Source organism: Uliginosibacterium sediminicola (genome assembly GCF_039631295.1).
Lineage (GTDB): Bacteria > Pseudomonadota > Gammaproteobacteria > Burkholderiales > Rhodocyclaceae > Viridibacterium > Viridibacterium sediminicola.
Genome location: NZ_JBDIVE010000002.1, coordinates 382,063 through 400,081, shown reverse-complemented (window position 1 = coordinate 400,081; position 18,019 = coordinate 382,063). Strand labels below are relative to the sequence as shown.

Annotated in this window: 15 protein-coding genes; 5 read left to right on the top strand and 10 right to left on the bottom strand. The window is 65.0% G+C overall.

Annotated features, from left to right (window positions below; all coding sequences use genetic code 11):
• The first annotated feature begins 8 nt into the window (after positions 1-8).
• On the top strand, positions 9-1,601 hold the full coding sequence (locus ABDB84_RS05715) for a DUF4139 domain-containing protein (protein WP_345918733.1): 1,593 nt from the start codon (positions 9-11) through the stop codon (positions 1,599-1,601).
• Positions 1,602-1,652: 51 nt separating this feature from the next.
• Here the strand turns inward: ABDB84_RS05715 and ABDB84_RS05710 are convergent, their stop codons facing one another.
• From ABDB84_RS05710 to ABDB84_RS05675, 8 genes are all read right to left on the bottom strand, one after another.
• Entirely contained in the window at positions 1,653-2,957 is a 1,305-nt protein-coding gene (locus ABDB84_RS05710) for a TRAP transporter large permease (protein WP_345918732.1), read from the bottom strand.
• Positions 2,954-3,571, bottom strand: a complete 618-nt coding sequence (locus ABDB84_RS05705) for a TRAP transporter small permease subunit (RefSeq protein WP_345918731.1) — start codon at positions 3,569-3,571, stop codon at positions 2,954-2,956. The genes ABDB84_RS05710 and ABDB84_RS05705 overlap by 4 nt, the downstream gene beginning before the upstream one ends.
• Positions 3,572-3,730: 159 nt before the next feature.
• The gene (locus ABDB84_RS05700; protein WP_345918730.1) at positions 3,731-4,789 is read right to left on the bottom strand and encodes a TRAP transporter substrate-binding protein; all 1,059 of its coding nucleotides are present in this window, start codon (positions 4,787-4,789) and stop codon (positions 3,731-3,733) included.
• A gap of 61 nt (positions 4,790-4,850) precedes the next feature.
• Positions 4,851-6,374 (bottom strand): amidohydrolase family protein, encoded by a 1,524-nt coding sequence (locus ABDB84_RS05695; protein WP_345918729.1) that lies wholly within the window; start codon positions 6,372-6,374, stop codon positions 4,851-4,853.
• Positions 6,371-7,141: a maleate cis-trans isomerase family protein gene (locus ABDB84_RS05690; RefSeq protein ID WP_345918728.1), complete on the bottom strand. Its 771-nt coding sequence runs from the start codon at positions 7,139-7,141 to the stop codon at positions 6,371-6,373. Before ABDB84_RS05690 ends, ABDB84_RS05695 begins: the two co-directional genes overlap by 4 nt.
• A gap of 1 nt (position 7,142) precedes the next feature.
• A complete protein-coding gene (locus ABDB84_RS05685; RefSeq protein ID WP_345918727.1) occupies positions 7,143-8,423 on the bottom strand; it encodes a TRAP transporter large permease in 1,281 nt (426 codons plus the stop codon).
• Positions 8,423-8,968, bottom strand: coding sequence for a TRAP transporter small permease (locus tag ABDB84_RS05680; RefSeq protein WP_345918726.1), 546 nt, complete (start codon positions 8,966-8,968; stop codon positions 8,423-8,425). Before ABDB84_RS05680 ends, ABDB84_RS05685 begins: the two co-directional genes overlap by 1 nt.
• Positions 8,969-9,010: 42 nt before the next feature.
• The gene (locus ABDB84_RS05675) at positions 9,011-10,012 is read right to left on the bottom strand and encodes a TRAP transporter substrate-binding protein (RefSeq protein WP_345918725.1); all 1,002 of its coding nucleotides are present in this window, start codon (positions 10,010-10,012) and stop codon (positions 9,011-9,013) included.
• Positions 10,013-10,341: 329 nt separating this feature from the next.
• On the opposite strand from ABDB84_RS05675, the gene ABDB84_RS05670 reads away from it, so the two are divergent.
• The 4 genes from ABDB84_RS05670 to ABDB84_RS05655 all read left to right on the top strand — a co-directional run bounded on the left by ABDB84_RS05670 (position 10,342) and on the right by ABDB84_RS05655 (position 13,552).
• A complete protein-coding gene (locus tag ABDB84_RS05670; RefSeq protein WP_345918724.1) occupies positions 10,342-11,067 on the top strand; it encodes a GntR family transcriptional regulator in 726 nt (241 codons plus the stop codon).
• A complete protein-coding gene (locus tag ABDB84_RS05665; protein ID WP_345918723.1) occupies positions 11,064-11,825 on the top strand; it encodes an aspartate/glutamate racemase family protein in 762 nt (253 codons plus the stop codon). Before ABDB84_RS05670 ends, ABDB84_RS05665 begins: the two co-directional genes overlap by 4 nt.
• On the top strand, positions 11,822-12,724 hold the full coding sequence (locus ABDB84_RS05660; protein WP_345918722.1) for a polysaccharide deacetylase family protein: 903 nt from the start codon (positions 11,822-11,824) through the stop codon (positions 12,722-12,724). The genes ABDB84_RS05665 and ABDB84_RS05660 overlap by 4 nt, the downstream gene beginning before the upstream one ends.
• Before the next feature lie 306 nt (positions 12,725-13,030).
• Positions 13,031-13,552: a M48 family metallopeptidase gene (locus ABDB84_RS05655; RefSeq protein WP_345918721.1), complete on the top strand. Its 522-nt coding sequence runs from the start codon at positions 13,031-13,033 to the stop codon at positions 13,550-13,552.
• A gap of 8 nt (positions 13,553-13,560) precedes the next feature.
• Here ABDB84_RS05655 and ABDB84_RS05650 read toward each other — a convergent pair whose 3' ends face one another.
• A complete protein-coding gene (locus ABDB84_RS05650; protein ID WP_345918720.1) occupies positions 13,561-14,337 on the bottom strand; it encodes a hypothetical protein in 777 nt (258 codons plus the stop codon).
• Between the two features lie 13 nt (positions 14,338-14,350).
• Positions 14,351-18,010 carry a hydantoinase B/oxoprolinase family protein gene (locus ABDB84_RS05645; protein ID WP_345918719.1) on the bottom strand — a complete coding sequence of 1,220 codons (3,660 nt, stop codon included), beginning with the start codon at positions 18,008-18,010 and terminating at the stop codon, positions 14,351-14,353.
• Between the last annotated feature and the right edge of the window lie 9 nt (positions 18,011-18,019).

The following is an 18,019-nucleotide window of genomic DNA, read 5'->3' as shown; positions in this document are numbered from 1 at the left end:
GAGTTGCCATGAGATCCGCATATATCCTGCTTGCTGGCTTGTTCATCAACGGAGTGGCGCAGGCGCAGAACGCCTCGCGCATTGCGCGCGTCACACTTTATCCCGGTAGTGCCATGGTCGAGCGCAGCGCCAGCCTTGCTGCAGGCGCCACGCGCCTGGTGCTGGCGGGGCTGCCGGCCGGGCTCGATGTCAGCAGCCTGCGTGTCGAGGGCGATCCGGGCATTCGCATCGGCGACATCACAACGCAGGACGTGAGCAGTGCCGAGGCGGTCAATCCGCGTCAGGCCGAGCTTGAAGCCAAGCTGCAGGCGCTGGATGATCAGCTGGCGATGCTCGATGTCGAACGTCAGTCCGCCGAACTGGTGACGCATTATCTGCAGGGCCTGGGCGGTGGCGAATCGGCCGCACAGGCGGCGCCGCTGGATGCGCGTACGCTGGCCACCGCGCTGGAAGCGATCCGCCGTGGCGGCAGCGATGCCTACGGGCGCATCCAGCGGGTGCTGGTGCAAAAGCGCAGCCTGCAGGCGCAGCGCGACGCCCTGCAGCGCGAGATCGAACGCCTGGCGAGCAGCTCGCGCGATACGCGCACACTCAGTGTGCAGCTCGCCGCCGAGCGGGCGGGCGAAGTCCGCGTCAGTTACCAGATCAAGGGGCCGGGCTGGCAGCCGCTGTACCGCGCATCGCTGGATTCGGCCAATGCCAGGGTCGAGCTGGAACGTCAGGCGCAGATTGCACAGAACACTGGTGAGGACTGGACGGGCGCGCTGATCCGCCTGTCCACCGATCAGCCGCGCAATACGCCGCAGGGCGCCACGCCGCGGCCCTGGCAGCTCTCCTTGCGGCCGCCGGTGACGGTACGCATGCCGGCAGCGCCGGCTCCCGCGCCAGCTGCCAAGGCAGCCCCCGAACTGATGCTGCGCGCCATACGACAAGCCGATGCGCGCGAAGAGGCGCCCTTGTTCGATGTCAGCGCGCTGCAGACGGCCTTTTCGACCGAGTTCGAGGTGCCGGGCAGGCTCAGCGTGCCCTCTGATGGCCGCAAACTGACAGTCTTGCTCGGTCGCGAGAATCTGCCGGTCAAGCTGCGCGTGCAGGCCCTGCCGCGCCAGGACAGCACTGCCTATGTCGTGGCCGAAGCGGAGCGGCCGCAGGGTGTGTGGCTCAGTGGCGAGATCCAGCTCTATCGTGACCGTTCATACGTCGGCGCCACGCGCTGGAACGCGCAGGCGGGCGAAAAATTCGAACTGCCTTTCGGCCGCGACGATCTGGTCCGCATCACGGTGACGCATCCCAAAGTCATGTCGGGCGAGTCGGGCTTCATCGCGCAACGTGGCGAGCGGCAGATTCTTGATGTCTATACCGTCAGCAATCAGCACAAGCAGGCGGTTGAGCTGCTGTTGCTCGAAGCCTCGCCAGTCAGCACGGCGGAATCGATCAGCGTCGACAAGCGCTTCGAACCCAAGCCGGCACAGGAGAACTGGCAGGATCTGCCCGGCGTGATCGCCTGGCAGCAGCGTCTGGCGGCTGGCGCGACGCAGAAGTTCAGCGTTGACTACCGCATCAGCTGGCCCAAGGACAGCGCGGTGATCGGCTTGCCCTGAGCCGCTGCAAGACGCCTCGCTCTGGCAGGAGCGAGGCGTCCGCATGGCAGCTCAACCAAACGACAGATTGGGAAGCCACAGCGCGATCTGCGGGAAGTGAATCAGCAGCGCGGTCATCAGGATCATGGTGAGGAAGAACGGAATCGTGCCGTCGAATACTTCCTTGATCGTGCCTTCGCCGCGTACGCCCTGAATCACGTAGAGCGTCATGCCGACCGGTGGGCTGATCAGCGAGATCTCGCACATCAGCACCATGAACACGCCGAAGAACACCGGGTCGATGCCCGCCGCCGTGATCAGCGGGAACACCAGCGGCACGGTGCCGACCAGCATCGGCAGGGTCTCGAAGAAAATGCCCAGCAACAGGTAGAACACCGCCAGCACCCACAGCAGCTGCACGGCCGACACATCCAGCGCTTGTACCACCGAGGCCAGCGACTGGGTGACGCCCAGCAGGCCCAGCACGAAGTTGAGGTAGAAGGCCATGGTCAGGATCAGTACGCTCATGGCGGTCAGGCGCAGGGTGGCGCGGAAGGCCTCATGCATCATCTTCACCGTCAGCTGGCCGTAGGCCCAGGCAATCGGCAAGGCGACGACGACGCCCAGCGCGGCACTCTCGGTCACCGTGGCCCAGCCGGTGTAGATGCAGCCCATGACTACGCCGAAGACGATAAGGGGCGCCAGCAGGTGCTTGAGGCGGCCGAGCTTTTCGCGCAGCGGCGCCTCGGCTTCCTTGTCGCCGGTCAGCTCCGGTTTGTACAGGCTGATGGCGAGGATGGTGCCCATGAACATCAGGGTCATCAGTGCGCCGGGGATGATGCCAGCCGAATACAGGCGTCCGGCCGAGGTATTGGTCATCGCGCCATAGATCAGGAAGGCGATGCCCGGCGGGATCAGGTTGCCCAGACTGGCGCCCGCAGCGATGGAGCCGAGCACCATGCGCACGTCGTACTTGCGCGTCTTGAAGGTCGGCAGTGCAACGGTCGAGATGGTTGCTGCCGTTGCCACCGACGAACCCGACACCGCCGAGAACAGTGCAGACGCGCCGATATTGGTGTGCAACAGGCCGCCAGGCAGGAAGTTGAGCCAGTCGGCCAGCGACTTGTACATCTTGTCGGTGGTGCCACTGCGCACGAGGATCTCGCCAAGCAGGATGTACAGCGGAATGGACAGCAGTACGTAGTCTTCATTCGCCGCCCACAGCTGGTTGCCGACAGCATTCACCGCCGGCATGCCCAGGTACAGCACCGCGCCAAGGATGGCCGTGATGAACATGGTGGTGGCGACATGCAGGCCGATGAACATCAGGACCAGCATGATGAGGAATCCGATCGCGATTTCGACAGGGCCGATCATGCTTTCACTCCTTCGTGCTTCTGCTCTTCGCGCAACTGCTCCAGTACTTCGCCGGCCTCGCTCTCGATTTCCTCTTCCAGGGTCTGCGGGCCATAGGCGCGGTTCAGTGCATCGGTCTCGCCGCGCAGCAGCAGCCACAGGGCGTGCAGCGCCAGGTAGATGCAGATCACTGCAAAGAGCACCCAGCCGACGAACCAGATGCTCTGCGGAATCCACATCGGCGTCTGCAGCGGCGTGGTCGAGTGGCTCTGGAACTCGATGGACTCGGACAGCACGACCCAGCCGCGCAGGATGCAGAACACCGCCATGGCGGCCAGCGTGAGCATCGCCAAGGTGTTGAGCAGCGCACGGGCCTTGGCGGGCAGCTTGCCGACCAGGAAGTCGATGCGCGTGTGGCCGCGCGTGATCAGGGTGTAGGAATAGCCAATTGCAGCCGTGACGGCCAGGGTGTAGCCGCCAACCTCGTCAATGCCTTGCAGGCTGAAGTTGAACAGCTTGCGCGTGACCATCTCGATGCAGCTAAGGATGGAGAGGAGCACCAGCCACCAGCCGACGCTGATGACCAGCGTGTCGACGAGGCGGGTGAGGGAGCGGGATAAGAGATTGGGGGGCATGGCTTTTCTCGTTGTGGGTCGGAAGCGGAATGCTTAACAAGCGGGGCGAGCCCGCCGCTGACGGCGGTTGTCAGCTGTGGGCCCGCCTGGCGCAGTGCTTAAGCACGGCGAGCAGGCCAACCAGGTCAGCGCTGGGCGCTGCCCGCTTGTTAGGCATGCCTAGTTGATCTTGTAGCCACGTGCCTTGCCGACCGTGTTGTTCCAGATTTCCGAACACTTGGGATCAACCTTGTTGCAGCTCTCCTTCCACAGCGGCAGCACCACCGAACCGACGGCGTTCTTGACCTTCTGCGCATCGGCCGGCGAGACGCTGACCATGTTCATCTTGAACTTCACGCCTTCCTTGCAGGGCTCGGCGCCGACGTTGCAGTTCATGGCATCGGCATTGGCGGTTTCAGCCAGCGCCCACATCTGGTCTTCCATGTTCTTGAAAGCGGCCAGCGTTTTCTTCTGCACCTCGGGGCTGAGCTTGTTCCAGTAGTCGAGGTTCATGAAGTGGCCCTGTACCGAGCCGGAGACGGACAGGGGCAGGAAGTAGCTGGTCACTTCCGGCCATTTGCCGGCGTTGCCCGAGGTCGGCGAGGTCACACCGCAGTCAGCCACGCCGCGCTGCAGGGCCGGGTAAACCTCGGAGAACTGCAGGGTCACCGGTGTCGCGCCCAGGCTCTGGATCAGCGCGGCCATCGACGGGGTGAAGCTGCGCACCTTGAGGCCCTTGATGTCGTCGAGGGTCTTGATCGGCTTGTTGCAATAGAACACCTGCGGGCCGAAGGGCCACAGCGTCATCACCTTGGCGTTGAAGCGCTTCTGCAGGCGCTCGTCGAATACCTGTCGATAGGCCTCCACGGCGGCGCGCAGATCCTTGAGATTGGTCGACACGCCGATCAGGTCTACGCCTTCGAAGAAGGGGTCGTCACGCGAGGCCATGCCGATCTGCACGCTCATCACGTCAAAGGTGCCCGAGCGCAGCATGCGCAGCGCGTCAGCTGCCTGCACGCCGACGGCGTCCATGGGGTTGTAGTTCACGCTCAGCGGCAGGCCGAGGATCTTGGGCAGATTGGTGAAGAAGGGGCGCTCGATGTTGTCGACATGCTTGGTGTTCGACGAGAAGTTGCCGGCGATGCGGATGGCATTCGGGTTGGCAAGCGCGATGCTGCTGCCCAGGCTCAGCGCTGCGGCGATGCTGAGTGAGGCGAGGGGGGCGAGCGGAAATTTCATCGATGACTCCTTGAGGGCTGGGGTGAGGTGCGTGAACGCGGGTGCAGGAAGAGGGCGCTTTTCAATTGTCTAGGCGGCGCTTGAGGCCCACGTCGCGTTGTGCGGCGCGCAGGAACATCTCGCGATAGGCGGGGGCCAGCTGTGCCGCTTCGCCACTGGCGTGTTGCAGACTTGTGCTGTAGTCGGCCATCAGTGCGCGTGCTTCGGCGCGCAGGGCCTTGGCATTCACTTGTGTGGCGACGCCGCCCTCGCAGACCACTTCGCCATTGACGATGGTGGCGCGCACCGAGCTGCCGTCTTCGCAGAACACCAGTTGGCGACGCAGGTCGTTGAGCGGTGTGAAGGCGTGGGTGTCGAGGTCGAGCAGATTCAAATCGGCGAGCGCACCAACGCGCAATTGGCCGAGTTCGTCGCCATAGCGCATGGCGTGCGCGCCACCATGCGTCATGGCGTGCAGGATCTCCGGCGCGCGTGGCCAATCGAGGTAGTCGGGCTCGGCAATGTTCTGCAGCAGGGCGGCGGTCTTGCCGGCCAGCCAGAGATTGGTGGTGTCGTCGGTATTCATCTCGTCGGTACCGATGCACAGTGGCACGCCTGCGTTGCGCAGTTGTCGCCAGGGCATTACTCCGCTTCCCAGTCGCAAGTTGCATACCGGGTTGTGGGCGACTGAGGCGCCCGCTTGGGCGATCAATTCGATGTCGCCGGAATCGACCCAGATGGCGTGGATAATCATCATCCGCTGATCCAGCAGGCCCAGCTCGTGCACATATCGAACGAGTGATTTTGCGTATTTGTCTTCGCCCAGGACGCGTTGCAGCTTGGTTTCGAGAATGTGGATGTTGAAGGGCAGATCGTGCTGACGCGACAGCGCGGAGAGGCCTTCGAAGTAGTCGACGGTGACGCGTTGGGGGGCTGAGCAGGAGACCGCCGCGCGCAGTCGACCATCGGCCTTGTCATGCCATTTCTCGATCAGCTGCGCATACAGCGACAGCAGCTCCCGCGAGGACTGGCGCGGTGCGGCGTCCATCGCGGCACGTTGTTCGCGCGTCAATAGCTCGGCGAGAAACGGATACTTTTCGTACTCGACGACATTCGGCTGATCGATGGCAACCGTGGCGCGAATGCCCACATCGGCGTAGGCCTGCATGATCGCGTCGACGCTGGCCTGGCTCGCCACCGGCACGTGGTAGGCATCGTCATGCACCGCCGTGATGCCACGCTGAAGCATCTCCAGTGCGCCCAGCGCAGTGCGCACGTAAATCAGGCGATCGATGTCGCCCCCATTTCCGTCAACTCCGGCGAGCGGTGGCACTTCATGCAGCATGAAGAGTTCGAGCGGCAGTCCATCCAGGCTGCCCTTCATGAGGTTGCCGGGCGAGTGGAAGTGCGCGTTGATGAGGCCCGGCATGGCGAGCAGGCCCTCGGCTTCGATCACGCGCGTGGCACTTGCAAGGTACGGCAGGCCAGCGTCGGGGCCGATGGCGCTGATGCGTTGGCCGCTGATCACGATGTCGGCGCAGGGCCATTCGCGGTCGGCCGCGTCGAGGCAAAGCACGCGGGCCTTGCGGATGACGATGCTGCTCATGCCATGGAACCGAAGAGCGATCCCCAGCGCGGCACAGCACTACGCATATCGGCGTCGATGGCGTTCAGCGCGGCCCACACGCCCAGCGCTGTGCTGTCGATGACGGGGATGCCCAGCTCGGCTTCGATGGGCGCGGCCAGCGCGGCGGCCGGGAAGTTGGTGCACAGGCTGACGATGGCCTGCGGTTTGGCAGCGCCGACTTTGCGCATCATTTCGGCGATGCGTGGCAGCGGCACGCTGGCGTAGCTGAGGTTGTCGCTGAGCTTGTCGCCGGGTTCTGCGTGCGCTTCGGCGATGCAGTCGTAGCCCTCGTGGGCGAGGCAATCCAGCGTGGCCTGCTGGCCTGCATCTGCGTAAGGCGTGACCACGCCGATGCGCGTGATGCCACGTGCGGCGAGCACGGTTTTGAGGCCCAGTATCGAGGTCGTTGCCGCGATGCCCGTCGCGGCGCTGATGGCTTCGGCCAGGGCCGCATCGTGGGCGAAGCCGATGGTGGCGCCCTTGCTGCCGTTCCACACAATTACATCGGGCTTCATGTGTGCAAGCAAAGTCGCAGCGGCGAGTGGCCCTTCGTGAGCATAACGGTCGGGCGACGGATCGCTGCTGCCGAACACCGGTGTGCGCGAGAAGTGGGCCGACACGGCGGGCAGATCACGCAGGATACCCAGCGTGATGCGCTCGACGACGGTGTTGCCGGAAGGCGTGATGACGCCGATGAAGCGTTGCTGCGCGGTCCAGGCTTCGGCGGCGCTCAGGTCGTTGGCCATCTCAGTATCCCAGCGCACGCGGTAGCGTGAGCACGAGTTGGGGGAAGAACATGCACACCAGCAACAGGGCATACATGAATGCAATGAAGGGCCACACGTGGCGCGACAATTCACCCAGCTTCAATCCGCTGACGCCACAGATGACGAACAGCACCACGCCCACCGGCGGCGTGAGCATGCCGATGACCAGGTTGAAGACGAAGAGGAAACCGAAGTGCAGCGGGTCGATGCCGAATTTGATGGCGATGGGGTGCAGCAGCGGCACCAGCATGATGTAGGCCGCGTTCGACTCCAGGAACATGCCCACGATGAGCAGCACCAGCGCCACCAGCATCAGGTAGGCCAGCGGGTCCGAGGTCAGCGACTGGATCAGCGCCAGCAGCTTGTGCGGCAGCATGTCAATAGTGAGCATGTAGGTCACCACCGAGGCGAAGGCGATCATCGCGCCGACCACCGACGAGGTGATGGCGGTGCGGATCAGCGCTTCCGGCAGGTCGGATATCTTGAGCTTCTTCGTGATGAAGAAGCCGATAGCGAGTGCGTAGATCACGGCAATCGCTGAACCCTCGGTAGCCGTGAAGGCGCCGCCCACGATGCCGCCGATCACGATCACCGGCATCATGAAGATGATGATGGAGCGCTTGAGCTCGCGGAACACGGCGGCGAAGGAGAAGGGCTCACCGGTGAGCGGGAACTGGCGTTTGTGCGCGATGATCGAGCAGATCACCAGCATGCCGACGACGAGGATGATGCCCGGTACGATGCCGGCCATGAACAGGCCGCCGACCGACACCGAAGGGCCGGCCATGAAGGCGTACACGATCATCGCGCCGGAGGGCGGAATGATCGGCCCGAGGTTGGCGGCCGCCGCACAGATGGCGGCTGAGAAGCCCACGCCGTAATGCTTCTTCAGTGAGGGCAGCAGGGTCGAGCCCAGCGCGCTGGCGTCGGCTACGGCCGCGCCCGACACGGTCGATAGCCCCATGCCAGCCAGCACCGTCACATGCCCCAGCCCGCCGCGCATGCGCCCGACGATGGTGTTGGCCAGATCGATCAGGCGCTCCATCATGCCGGCCTTGAGCATCAATTCGCCGGCCAGGATGAAGAAGGGAATGGTCATCAGCGGAAAGGCGTTGACCGCACTCATCATGCGTGAGGGCAAGAGGTTGAATTCCACATCGCTGGCGATCAGGCCGCCGATGGCAGCCAGACCGAGCGAGAGGGCCAGCGGCATGCCGAACAGCGCGATGCCGAGGAAAACGAGAATGACCAGCAGGCTCATCAGGCAAGCTCCGATTGCAGTTCGGGATCGACGTGTTGCGCGCCGATGAGGGCTTGCCAGATCAGGTGCAGGGCGCCATGCAGCCCGCACACGCCCAGCGGCACGATGAACCAGGCCGCACTGGCCGGCATCGAGGCCATCAGCTCGTCCCACTGCTCCCAGGCCATGACGGCCGATTCCTTGGCCACCAGCAGCAGCATCGCCGCACCCAGCAGCGCGATCAGCCGCGCCGTCACACTGCGCAGATGGGCCGGGAAGCGCACCACCAGCATCTCGATGCCGATGTGTGCGCCGCCTTTCAGGCCCAGCGGAATCGCCGTGAAGATCGACCACACGAAGCACAGCCGCGCCAGCTCGTCAGCCCAGTCGATGGAACTGTTGAACAGGTAGCGCAAGACCACCTGGATCGAGACGATGCTGACCATCACCACCAGCTCGGCGACCAGCGCCCAGCCGACGGCGACGTCAAAGGCCGCGATGAGCAGCGCCAGCGGGCGTAGCGGCCCGCTGTGGCGCATCGGAGTGAAACGGGTTGTGCCGTTCATGGAGCTGTCCTCGTGCGATCAGTCAGAAGATCGGTCAGGCGATCAGTTGCTGGCCTTCTTCACTTCGGCCAGCACCTGGTCGACAAAGGTGGCACCTAGGCGCTTCTTCACGTCGTCCACCACGCCGGCGGTGGCCTTGACCATCGCCGCACGTTCGCTGGCGGGCAGTTCGGAATAAATCATGCCCTTCTTCTGCAGCTCGACGAGGGCATCGGCATCCGCCTTCACCGACACGCCGCGCTGCCACTTGATGGCATTGCTCATCGCTGTGCGCAGGATCTTCTGGTGCTCGGGAGAGAGGGCTTCCATCTTCTTCTTGTTGGCGACCACCGAGATGAAGTCGAAGAAGTGGCCGGTGTTGGTGACGTACTTCTGCACCTCGTAGAAGCGGCTGGCGAGGATCAGTGCGAAGGGGTTGTCCTGGCCGTCGATGACCTTCTGCTCCAGCGCCGAATAAACCTCCTTGATGTCCATAGGCAGCGGGTTGGCGCCTAGCGCGCGGAAGGTGGCGAGGTGGGTTTCGATCGGCTGCATGCGGATCTTCAGACCCTTCAGATCGGCCATGGTCTTGATCGGCAGCTTGCTATTGGTGACCTGGCGCGAGCCCAGTTCCATGAAGCCCAGTGAGGTAAAGCCCTTGTCCGCCATCTTGGCTTCGATCAGGTCGACCGCCGGGCCATCCATCACCTTGTAGGCCACTTCGCGGCTCGGGAACATGAAGGGCATGCTCACCGCTTCGAGCTCCGGCACCGTGCGCGACAGGAAGGCCATGCCCACCCAGCACATGTCGATGGTGCCCGAGCGCGTCTGCGTCACGTTCTCTTGCGCGCCACCGAGTTGCTGGTTGTCGAACACGTCGATGATCAGCGTGCCCTTGCTGGCTGCGTCGACTTCCTTCTTGAACATCTGCATGGCCATCGACGAAGAGTGGTCCGGCGCGAAGTTGCCGGCGATGCGCAGATGTGTCTGGGCGTGGCCAAGGGCGGGCAGGGTGCTGAGGACGGCGCCAAGCAGGGCGGCGCGACAAAGGCTGGAGAAGGACATGCGAGAACTCCCGTCGAGGTTGCCAATCGCGCCGGTTGCGAGATTGTATGCAATCTATTATGTCTGCCGTATGCAGCGAGTCAACGTAAAATTTGCTTTATTATCAATATCATATGATCGTGCGTGGTGCGCGTAGTGGTGCATGTGCCCGCTTTTGGTGCAAACGTAAGACGCGCTTGCGAAAAACTGATGTATGCAATATGTTGGGGTGAAGGCCGGGACTTTCCCTGTCTGAGACCCAGGTCGTGAGCCTGCGCCGTCTGCGTACTTTCACTTCCGATCACCGCGCGCGCTGCCGATGCCGTGCGCCATGGAGACAATGAATCGTGATGCCAACCGGCACTGCCCAGCCGACTCAAACCACTTCGCGCACTCCGCGCGGCATGCGGGCGCTGAGTTCAGAAGCCATTCACCAGCGCATTCTTGCGGCCATCATGGAACACAAGCTGCCGCCGGGAACGCAGCTTGTCGAAGAGCGCCTGGCGCGCATCTTCAGCGTTAGCCGCACCAAGGTGCGCGAGGCTATCGGGCGCCTCGTGCATGACCGCATCGCCACCAATATTCCCAATCGCGGCGCCTTCGTCAGCAGCCCCACGGCAGACGAAGCGCGCGAAGTCTTCTTCGCACGCCGCTTGATCGAGCCCAACCTCGTGCGTACCGTCGCCCAGCTCGCCACCCCGCGCCACATCCAGCAGCTGCGCGCCCACGTAGCCCGCGAGGCCGAGGCACGCACCACGCCGGGCAGGGAGCATGAGCTGATTACGCTGACCGGCGATTTCCACATCCTGCTCGCCGAGATCTCGGGCAACAGCTTTCTGGTGCGCACCCTGCGCGAGCTCGAATCGCTCACCGCGCTGATCATCCTGCTCTACGACGCTCCCGACGAGCAGCACTGCGCGCACGATGAACATCCGCGCCTGGTCGACGCCATCGAAGCACGCGACGGCGAGCGGGCGGCCCTGCTGATGCACACCCACCTCGAACACGTCGAGCACTCGCTCAAGCTGGAACCTCCCGAGAGTAGCGAGGTGGATCTTGAGAGTGTGTTTGCATGACGCGCATCCTGCTGATCAACGCCAACACCTCCGACTACGTCACGCAGAAGGTCGCCGGTGTCGCGCGTGCAGTTGTTTCGCCTGGCACTGAAGTTGTCGCTGTCACGGGCGAGTTCGGTGCCAATGTCATCGCCACGCGCACCGAGCTGGCTATCGCCAACCACGCGTGCCTGGATCTTCTGGCACGGTACACAAATGAGCATTCAGAACGCTGCGACGCCGCTGTCATCGCCGTCTCCTACGACGTCGCCCTGTGGGCCGCGCGCGAGATGCTCGATATTCCCGTCATCGGCATCACCGAGGCCGCGCTGCTCACTGCCTGCCAGCTCGGCACACGCATCGGCGTGGTGATGTTCGGCCCGCGCGTGCTGCCGGTGTATCAGGAGCTTGCCGCGTCCTACGGCCTCGCCTCGCGCATCGCTGGTTGGCGCGGTGTCGACACCAGCGCGCCGTATGCCGCCGGTGACCAGGACGAGGCCGACCGCCTCGCCATCGAGGCCGCCAATTCTCTCGTTGAACGGGATGGCTGCGAGGTCGTGGTGCTTGCCGGAGCCGTGATGGCCGGTGTGCCGCCGCGCCTGCAGGCACAGGTGCCCGTGCCGCTGATCGAGGGCGTCAGCTGCGCCATGCTGCAGGCTGAATCGCTCATCCGCTTGAAACCCATCAAGCCCCGCGCCGGCAGTCTCGCCGCGCTGCCCGCACGCGTGCAGGTCGGCCTCAGCGCTGCACTCACGGCCCGCTTCAAGGACGCGCCATGAAATTCAGCAAAGAACCCATGCCCCTGCCGCTGCGCCAGCACGGCCGCTACGACTACAGCCCGATCACCGAGCGGCCCGACTTCAGCTGGCCCGGCGGCAAGCGTCTGGCCGTGTTCCTCGCGCTCAACCTGGAGCACTACGCTTTCAACGAAGGCATCAGTGAGGACCTCGTGCCCGGCATCCCCGCGCCCGACGTGCTCAACAACTCTTGGCGCGATTATGGCAATCGGGTAGGCGCCTGGCGCCTGCTCGATCTGTTCCGCGAGCTCGATCTGCCGGTGACGCTACTCATCAACTCCGCGCTCTACGATGCCTGCCCCCAGCTCATCGCCGCCTTCCGCGAGGCGGGCGCCGAAATCGCTGCGCATGGCCGCACCAACTCCGAACACCAGGCCGGCTTCGACGAAGCCACCGAGCGCAGCCTCATCTGCGAGGTGCGCGACAGCATCGCCGCGCATGAAGGCACACCGCCCGCCGGTTGGCTCAGCCCCTGGATCGCCGAGACGGCGGTGACGCCCGATCTCTTGCACGAAGCGGGCTACCAGTACCTGATGGACTGGTGCATGGACGACCAGCCGGTGTGGCTCAACACGCGCAGCGGCCGCATCCTCGCCATGCCGTACCCGCAGGAAATCAACGACAGCGCCGCCATCATCGGCCGCCAGATCGGTGCCGAAGAATTCGCTGACATGATCGTCGACCAGTTTGACGAGATGCGTGTGCAGTCGGCTGCGCAGCCGCTGGTGATGAGCATCGCATTGCACTCGATGATCATCGGTCAGCCCTTCCGCATGCGCCAGCTGCGTCGGGCGCTTGGCTATCTGGCATCGCAGCGCCAGCATTGCTGGTTCGCAAAGGCGGGGGAGATCGCACGGCACTATGTCGCGGTGGTGCCCTAGGGCGTGTTCGCAGTAGGCGAGGGGATTGCGTTGAGGACTATGGCTTGCGGGACAAGGCGTGCGACGCGGTGCGGGGTGGTTCCCCCGCACAAGGAGCGCAACGCAGTAGCGCAGGCCATAGTCCTCAACCCGAAGGGCTCGGACGAAATGGGCGCATGGCTGCGTTGCGGCGACTCGCCAGGAGACCACCCTGCCAGCGTCGCCGCGCCTTGCCCTGCACCCATTGCGTACGAGCGCAACCCCTTGCCTACTGTGAACACGCCCTAGCAAGCTGCGCCGCAGGCCTTGAGCTGGGATAATCCGCGCATGTCTTCTCAAACAATCTCCACCGCCTATCTCAGCGGCTATCCCGCTGAGCTGGTTGCCCGCACGGCGGCCTCGATAGCCAGTGGCGAACTCGGGCCGGCGCTCAAGAAGCGCTACCCGGACGCCCATGCCGTGCGCAATGACCGCGCCTTGCAGGACTACGTCAGCGCGCTCAAGAGCCGGTATCTGCGTACAGCGCCGCCGCTCGCGCAGATTCGTTACGACAACACCATCCACGTCATCCGCAATGCGCTGGGGACGCACACGACGATTTCGCGCGTGCAGGGCAACAAGCTCAAGAGCAAGCGCGAGATCCGCATTGCCGCGATGTTTCGCAGCATGCCCGAGCCCTTTTTGCAGATGATCGTGGTGCACGAGCTGGCGCACATCAAGGAGCGCGATCACGACAAGGCCTTCTACCAGCTTTGCTGTCACATGCTGCCCGACTACCACCAGCTCGAATACGAGCTGCGTGCCTATCTGTGCTGGCTGGAGGCGACAGGTGAGGCGCTGTGGGATTAAGTGCACGCTCAGCTGCGGCGCTGCCTTTGCTGCACGAGGCCGATCAGTCCCGCCAGCAGCAGCCCGCCCAGCCACACCAGCGGACTCGGCACGCCATGACCGAGGCCCAGCGCGAGGCTGGCGAGAAAGGCGGCGAAGCCTGACATGCCGCCGGCAAAGCCGCGCAGCAGCTGCACGGTGGCTGGGTGACCAAAGCGCGGCAGGGTGAACACCGGCAGCACCGTACCGGCGATGGGGAAGGCCAGCAGCAGCCCGCTGAGCGCCGGTGGCAGATGAGGCGCGCCGAGCAGGATCGCTGCGGCGATGCAGAGGGCAACCGCAATGCGCCACACGATCTCGCTCGCCGGCAAACTGGCCGACCGCGCGCCCGCCGGAATGGCGGGCATCAGGCGCCTTGCCAGCGGTGGCACGATGAGGGCCAGCCCGACAATCAGCCAGGCCGGCAAGGCCAGGTGGCTGAGCAACCAGCCGATGAGGATGTAGGCGCCCACTGCCGTTGCCAGGCACAGCGGCCAGGGATGACGCCGCGACAGCCAGGCAAAGCTGAGTACATGGCACAGCGTAGCCGGCATGCAGGCCAGCGCGCCGAGCGCGATGGCGGCGACTGTGGTGGGCGGGTATTCCAGCAACAGTAGACCGGTGATCGGCGCAACGATCACCGGCAGGCCGATGATCAGCCCGGTGAGGCCGTGACCGCCGCGCCGCGCCAGCAGGCTGGCGCCGCCCACGGCTGCGGCGACCAGGCACAGGCGCAACAGAAGCAGCAGCAAGTCGTGCGGGCTCATCGCTCAGCCTGCCTCATTCCGCCGAGCCCCAACCGCCGCCGCCCGGCGTGCGGATGACAAACACATCGCCGGCCTCGACCTCGACCTGGCCGATGTGGCCGAGCTTCTCGATGCGGCCATCGCGGCGCTCGACCCAGTTCTCACCCACCGCGCCCGCCTGGCCACCCGCGCCGCCGAAGGCGCCGTACAGACGCCCATTGCTGAGGATCGAGGCAGTCATCGCGGTGAGGAAGCGGATCCGCCGCTCGCCGCCATCGCCGCCGCGCCACTTGCCATCGCCGCCCGAGCCGCGCCGGATGGTGTAGCTGTCGAGCTGCACCGGGTAGCGCCATTCGAGCACTTCGGGGTCGGTGAGGCGCGAGTTGGTCATGTGCGTCTGGACCACGCTGGTGCCGGCGTAACCGGGGCCAGCGCCGGAGCCGCCCGAGATGGTCTCGTAGTACTGATGCGTGTCATTGCCGAAGGTGAAGTTGTTGACCGTGCACTGGCTGGCCGCCATCACGCCCAGCGCGCCGTAGAGCGCATTGGTGACGCATGACGAAGTCTCGACATTGCCCGCCACCACGGCCGCCGGGTAGCTTGGATTGAGCATGCAGTCGTCCGGCACGATCACGGTGATCGGCTTGAGGCAGCCGGCGTTGAGCGGAATCGCATCATCGACCAGGGTGCGGAACACGTAGAGCACGGCCGCCATGGTGATCGAGCGCGGCGCATTGAAGTTGTTCGGCTGCTGGCCGCTGGTGCCGCTGAAGTCGACCACGGCCGAGCGTTCGGCGGCGTTGATCTTCACGCTCACCTGGACCTGCGCGCCGTTGTCCAGCGGCAGGCTGAAGCTGCCGTCGCGCAGGGTGGCGATGATGCGGCGAACGGATTCCTCGGCATTGTCCTGCACGTGGCGCATGTAGGCCGCCACGGTGGCGCGGCCGTACTGCGCGACCATGCTGCGCAGCTCCTGCACGCCTTTCTCGTTGGCGGCGATCTGCGCGCGCAGGTCGGCGAGATTCTGCGTCACGTTGCGGCTGGGCCAGGGGCCGGACTGCAGCAGGGCGACCAGCTCGGCCTCGCGCATCTGGCCGCGCTCGACGAGCTTGAAGTTGTCGATCAGCACGCCTTCTTCGCTGATGTGTTGCGAGAAGGGCGGCATCGAGCCGGGCGTGATGCCGCCAATGTCGGCATGGTGGCCGCGCGAGGCGACGAAGAAGGCCGGCGCGGCATCCGCCGCATCGAGGAAGACCGGCGTCACCACGGTGATGTCCGGCAGGTGCGTGCCGCCGTGGTAGGGGTCGTTGAGCACGAACACGTCGCCGGCCTGCATGCCGGGGTTGCGCTCGATGACCGAGCGGATCGATTCGCTCATCGAACCCAGGTGCACCGGGATGTGCGGCGCATTGGCGATCAGCTGGCCGGCGCTGTCGAACAGCGCGCAGGAGAAGTCCAGGCGCTCCTTGATGTTCACCGAGTGGGCGGTGTTCTGCAGGCGCAGGCCCATCTGCTCGGCGATGTTCATGAACAGGTTGTTGAACACTTCCAGCATCACCGGATCGGCCTGTGTGCCAATGGCATGCTGGCTGACGCGCTGCTTGATGCGGCTGAGCAGCAGGTCGCTCTGCGCGGTGAGCACGGCTTGCCAGCCAGGGTCGACCACGGTGGTGGCGTTTTTCTCGGCGATGATTGCCGGGCCCTCAATCGTGTCGCCCGGCGCCAGCGCTTCGCGGCGGAATAGCCCGGCTTCGCGCCAGCCTGCGGGCAGCTCGTCGGCGAGGCAGTACATGCGCACGGCGGCCAGCGGTGTGGCGGGCTGTGGCGTGATCGCTTGCGCCTGATCGCCTGCCGGCAGGTCTTCGCCAGCGGCCATGCATTCGACATTGACCGCCTCGATGAGCAGCGGGCGATCCGGCATCAGGAAGGCGAAACGCTGGCGATAAGCTTGCTCGAATTCGCGGCGGATCGCCTGCAGGGCCAGCTCGGCATCATCGTCCAGGCTGAGCAGGCAGGGCAGGGCCGTATCGGTGCCCTCGTAGCGCACCTGGATACGCGCGATGCTGCGTACCGCGTCGCCGGCCACACCCTGACTCTGCAGCTCGGCACTGGCTTGTTCCTGCAGGCGGCGCGCGGCGGCGCGGGCGGCCTGCAGGCCGGTCTGGTCAGCCAGCTGTTCGACCGAGGCTTCGCGCATCGCGATCTGGTCGGCCAGACCCATGCCATAGGCACTCAGCACGCCAGCAAAGGGGTGGGCGAGGATGCGCGTCATGCCCAGCGCGTCGGCGACCAGGCAGGCCGCTTGTCCGCCTGCGCCGCCAAAGCACTGCAAGGTGTAGCCGCTGAGGTCATAACCGCGCGCCACCGAGATGCGCTTGACCGCATTGGCCATGCTGCCGACGGCAATCTGCAGGGCGCCGGCGGCGACATCTTCGGCACTCGCGCTGCGGCCGCTGGCCTGCATTGCGGCGGCCATGTTCTGGAAGCCTTGTTCGACCACGCTGCGGTCCAGCGCCTGATCGGCCTGCGGGCCGAAAACCTTGGGGAAGTAGTCCGGCTGGATGCGGCCGAGCATTACATTGGCATCGGTCGTGGCGAGCGGGCCACCGCGCCGGTAGCTGGCCGGGCCAGGGTTGGCGCCGGCCGATTCCGGCCCGACGCGCAGACGTGCGCCGTCAAAGCGGATGATCGAGCCGCCGCCAGCGGCCACGGTGTGGATGCTCATCATCGGCGCACGCATGCGCACGCCGGCCACTTCGGTGTCGAAGGCGCGTTCGAACTCGCCGGCGTAGTGGCTGACATCGGTCGAGGTGCCGCCCATGTCGAAGCCGATCAGCTTGTCATGCCCGGCGGCCAGCGCCGTGCGCACCATGCCGACAATGCCGCCAGCCGGGCCGGAGAGGATCGCGTCCTTGCCCTGGAAGCGCAGCGCTTCGGTGAGCCCGCCCGAGCTCTGCATGAAGAACAGGCGCACGCCGGGCATCTGGCTGGATACCTGTTCGACATAGCGGCGCAGGATCGGGCTCAGATAGGCGTCGACCACGGTGGTGTCGCCGCGCGGCACCAGCTTCATCAGCGGGCTGACTTCGTGCGATACCGAGATCTGGCTGAAGCCGGCTTCCTGCGCCAGGCGTTTGGCCGCCAGTTCGTGCTGCGGCGCGCGCCAGCCGTGCAGGAAGACGATGGCGCAGGCGCGCAGGCCGGCCGCATGCGCAGCCTGCAGTTCGCTGCGCAGTGTTGCTTCGTCGAGCGCCTGCAGGACTTCGCCCTGCGCATTGATGCGTTCATCGGCTTCGATGACTTGTTCGTAGAGCAGCTCGGGCAACACGATGTGGCGGTCGAACAGCTTGGGCCGCGCCTGGTTGGCAATCCGCAGCGCATCGCGAAAGCCGCGTGTGGTGATCAGCAGGGTGCGGTCGCCCTTGCGTTCGAGCAGGGCATTGGTGGCGACCGTGGTGCCCATCTTCACGCATTCCACGCGCTCGGGCGTGATCAGCTCATCCTTGCCCAGACCGAGCAGGCGGCGGATGCCGGCGACGGCGGCATCACGATATTGCTCGGGGTTTTCGGAGAGCAGCTTGAGCGTGTGCAGATGGCCATCGGGTGCGCGGCCGACGAGGTCGGTGAATGTGCCGCCACGGTCGATCCAGAATTGCCAGCGTGGCGTAGTGGCCAGGTGGGTTGTGCTTTGCATGATCTTTCC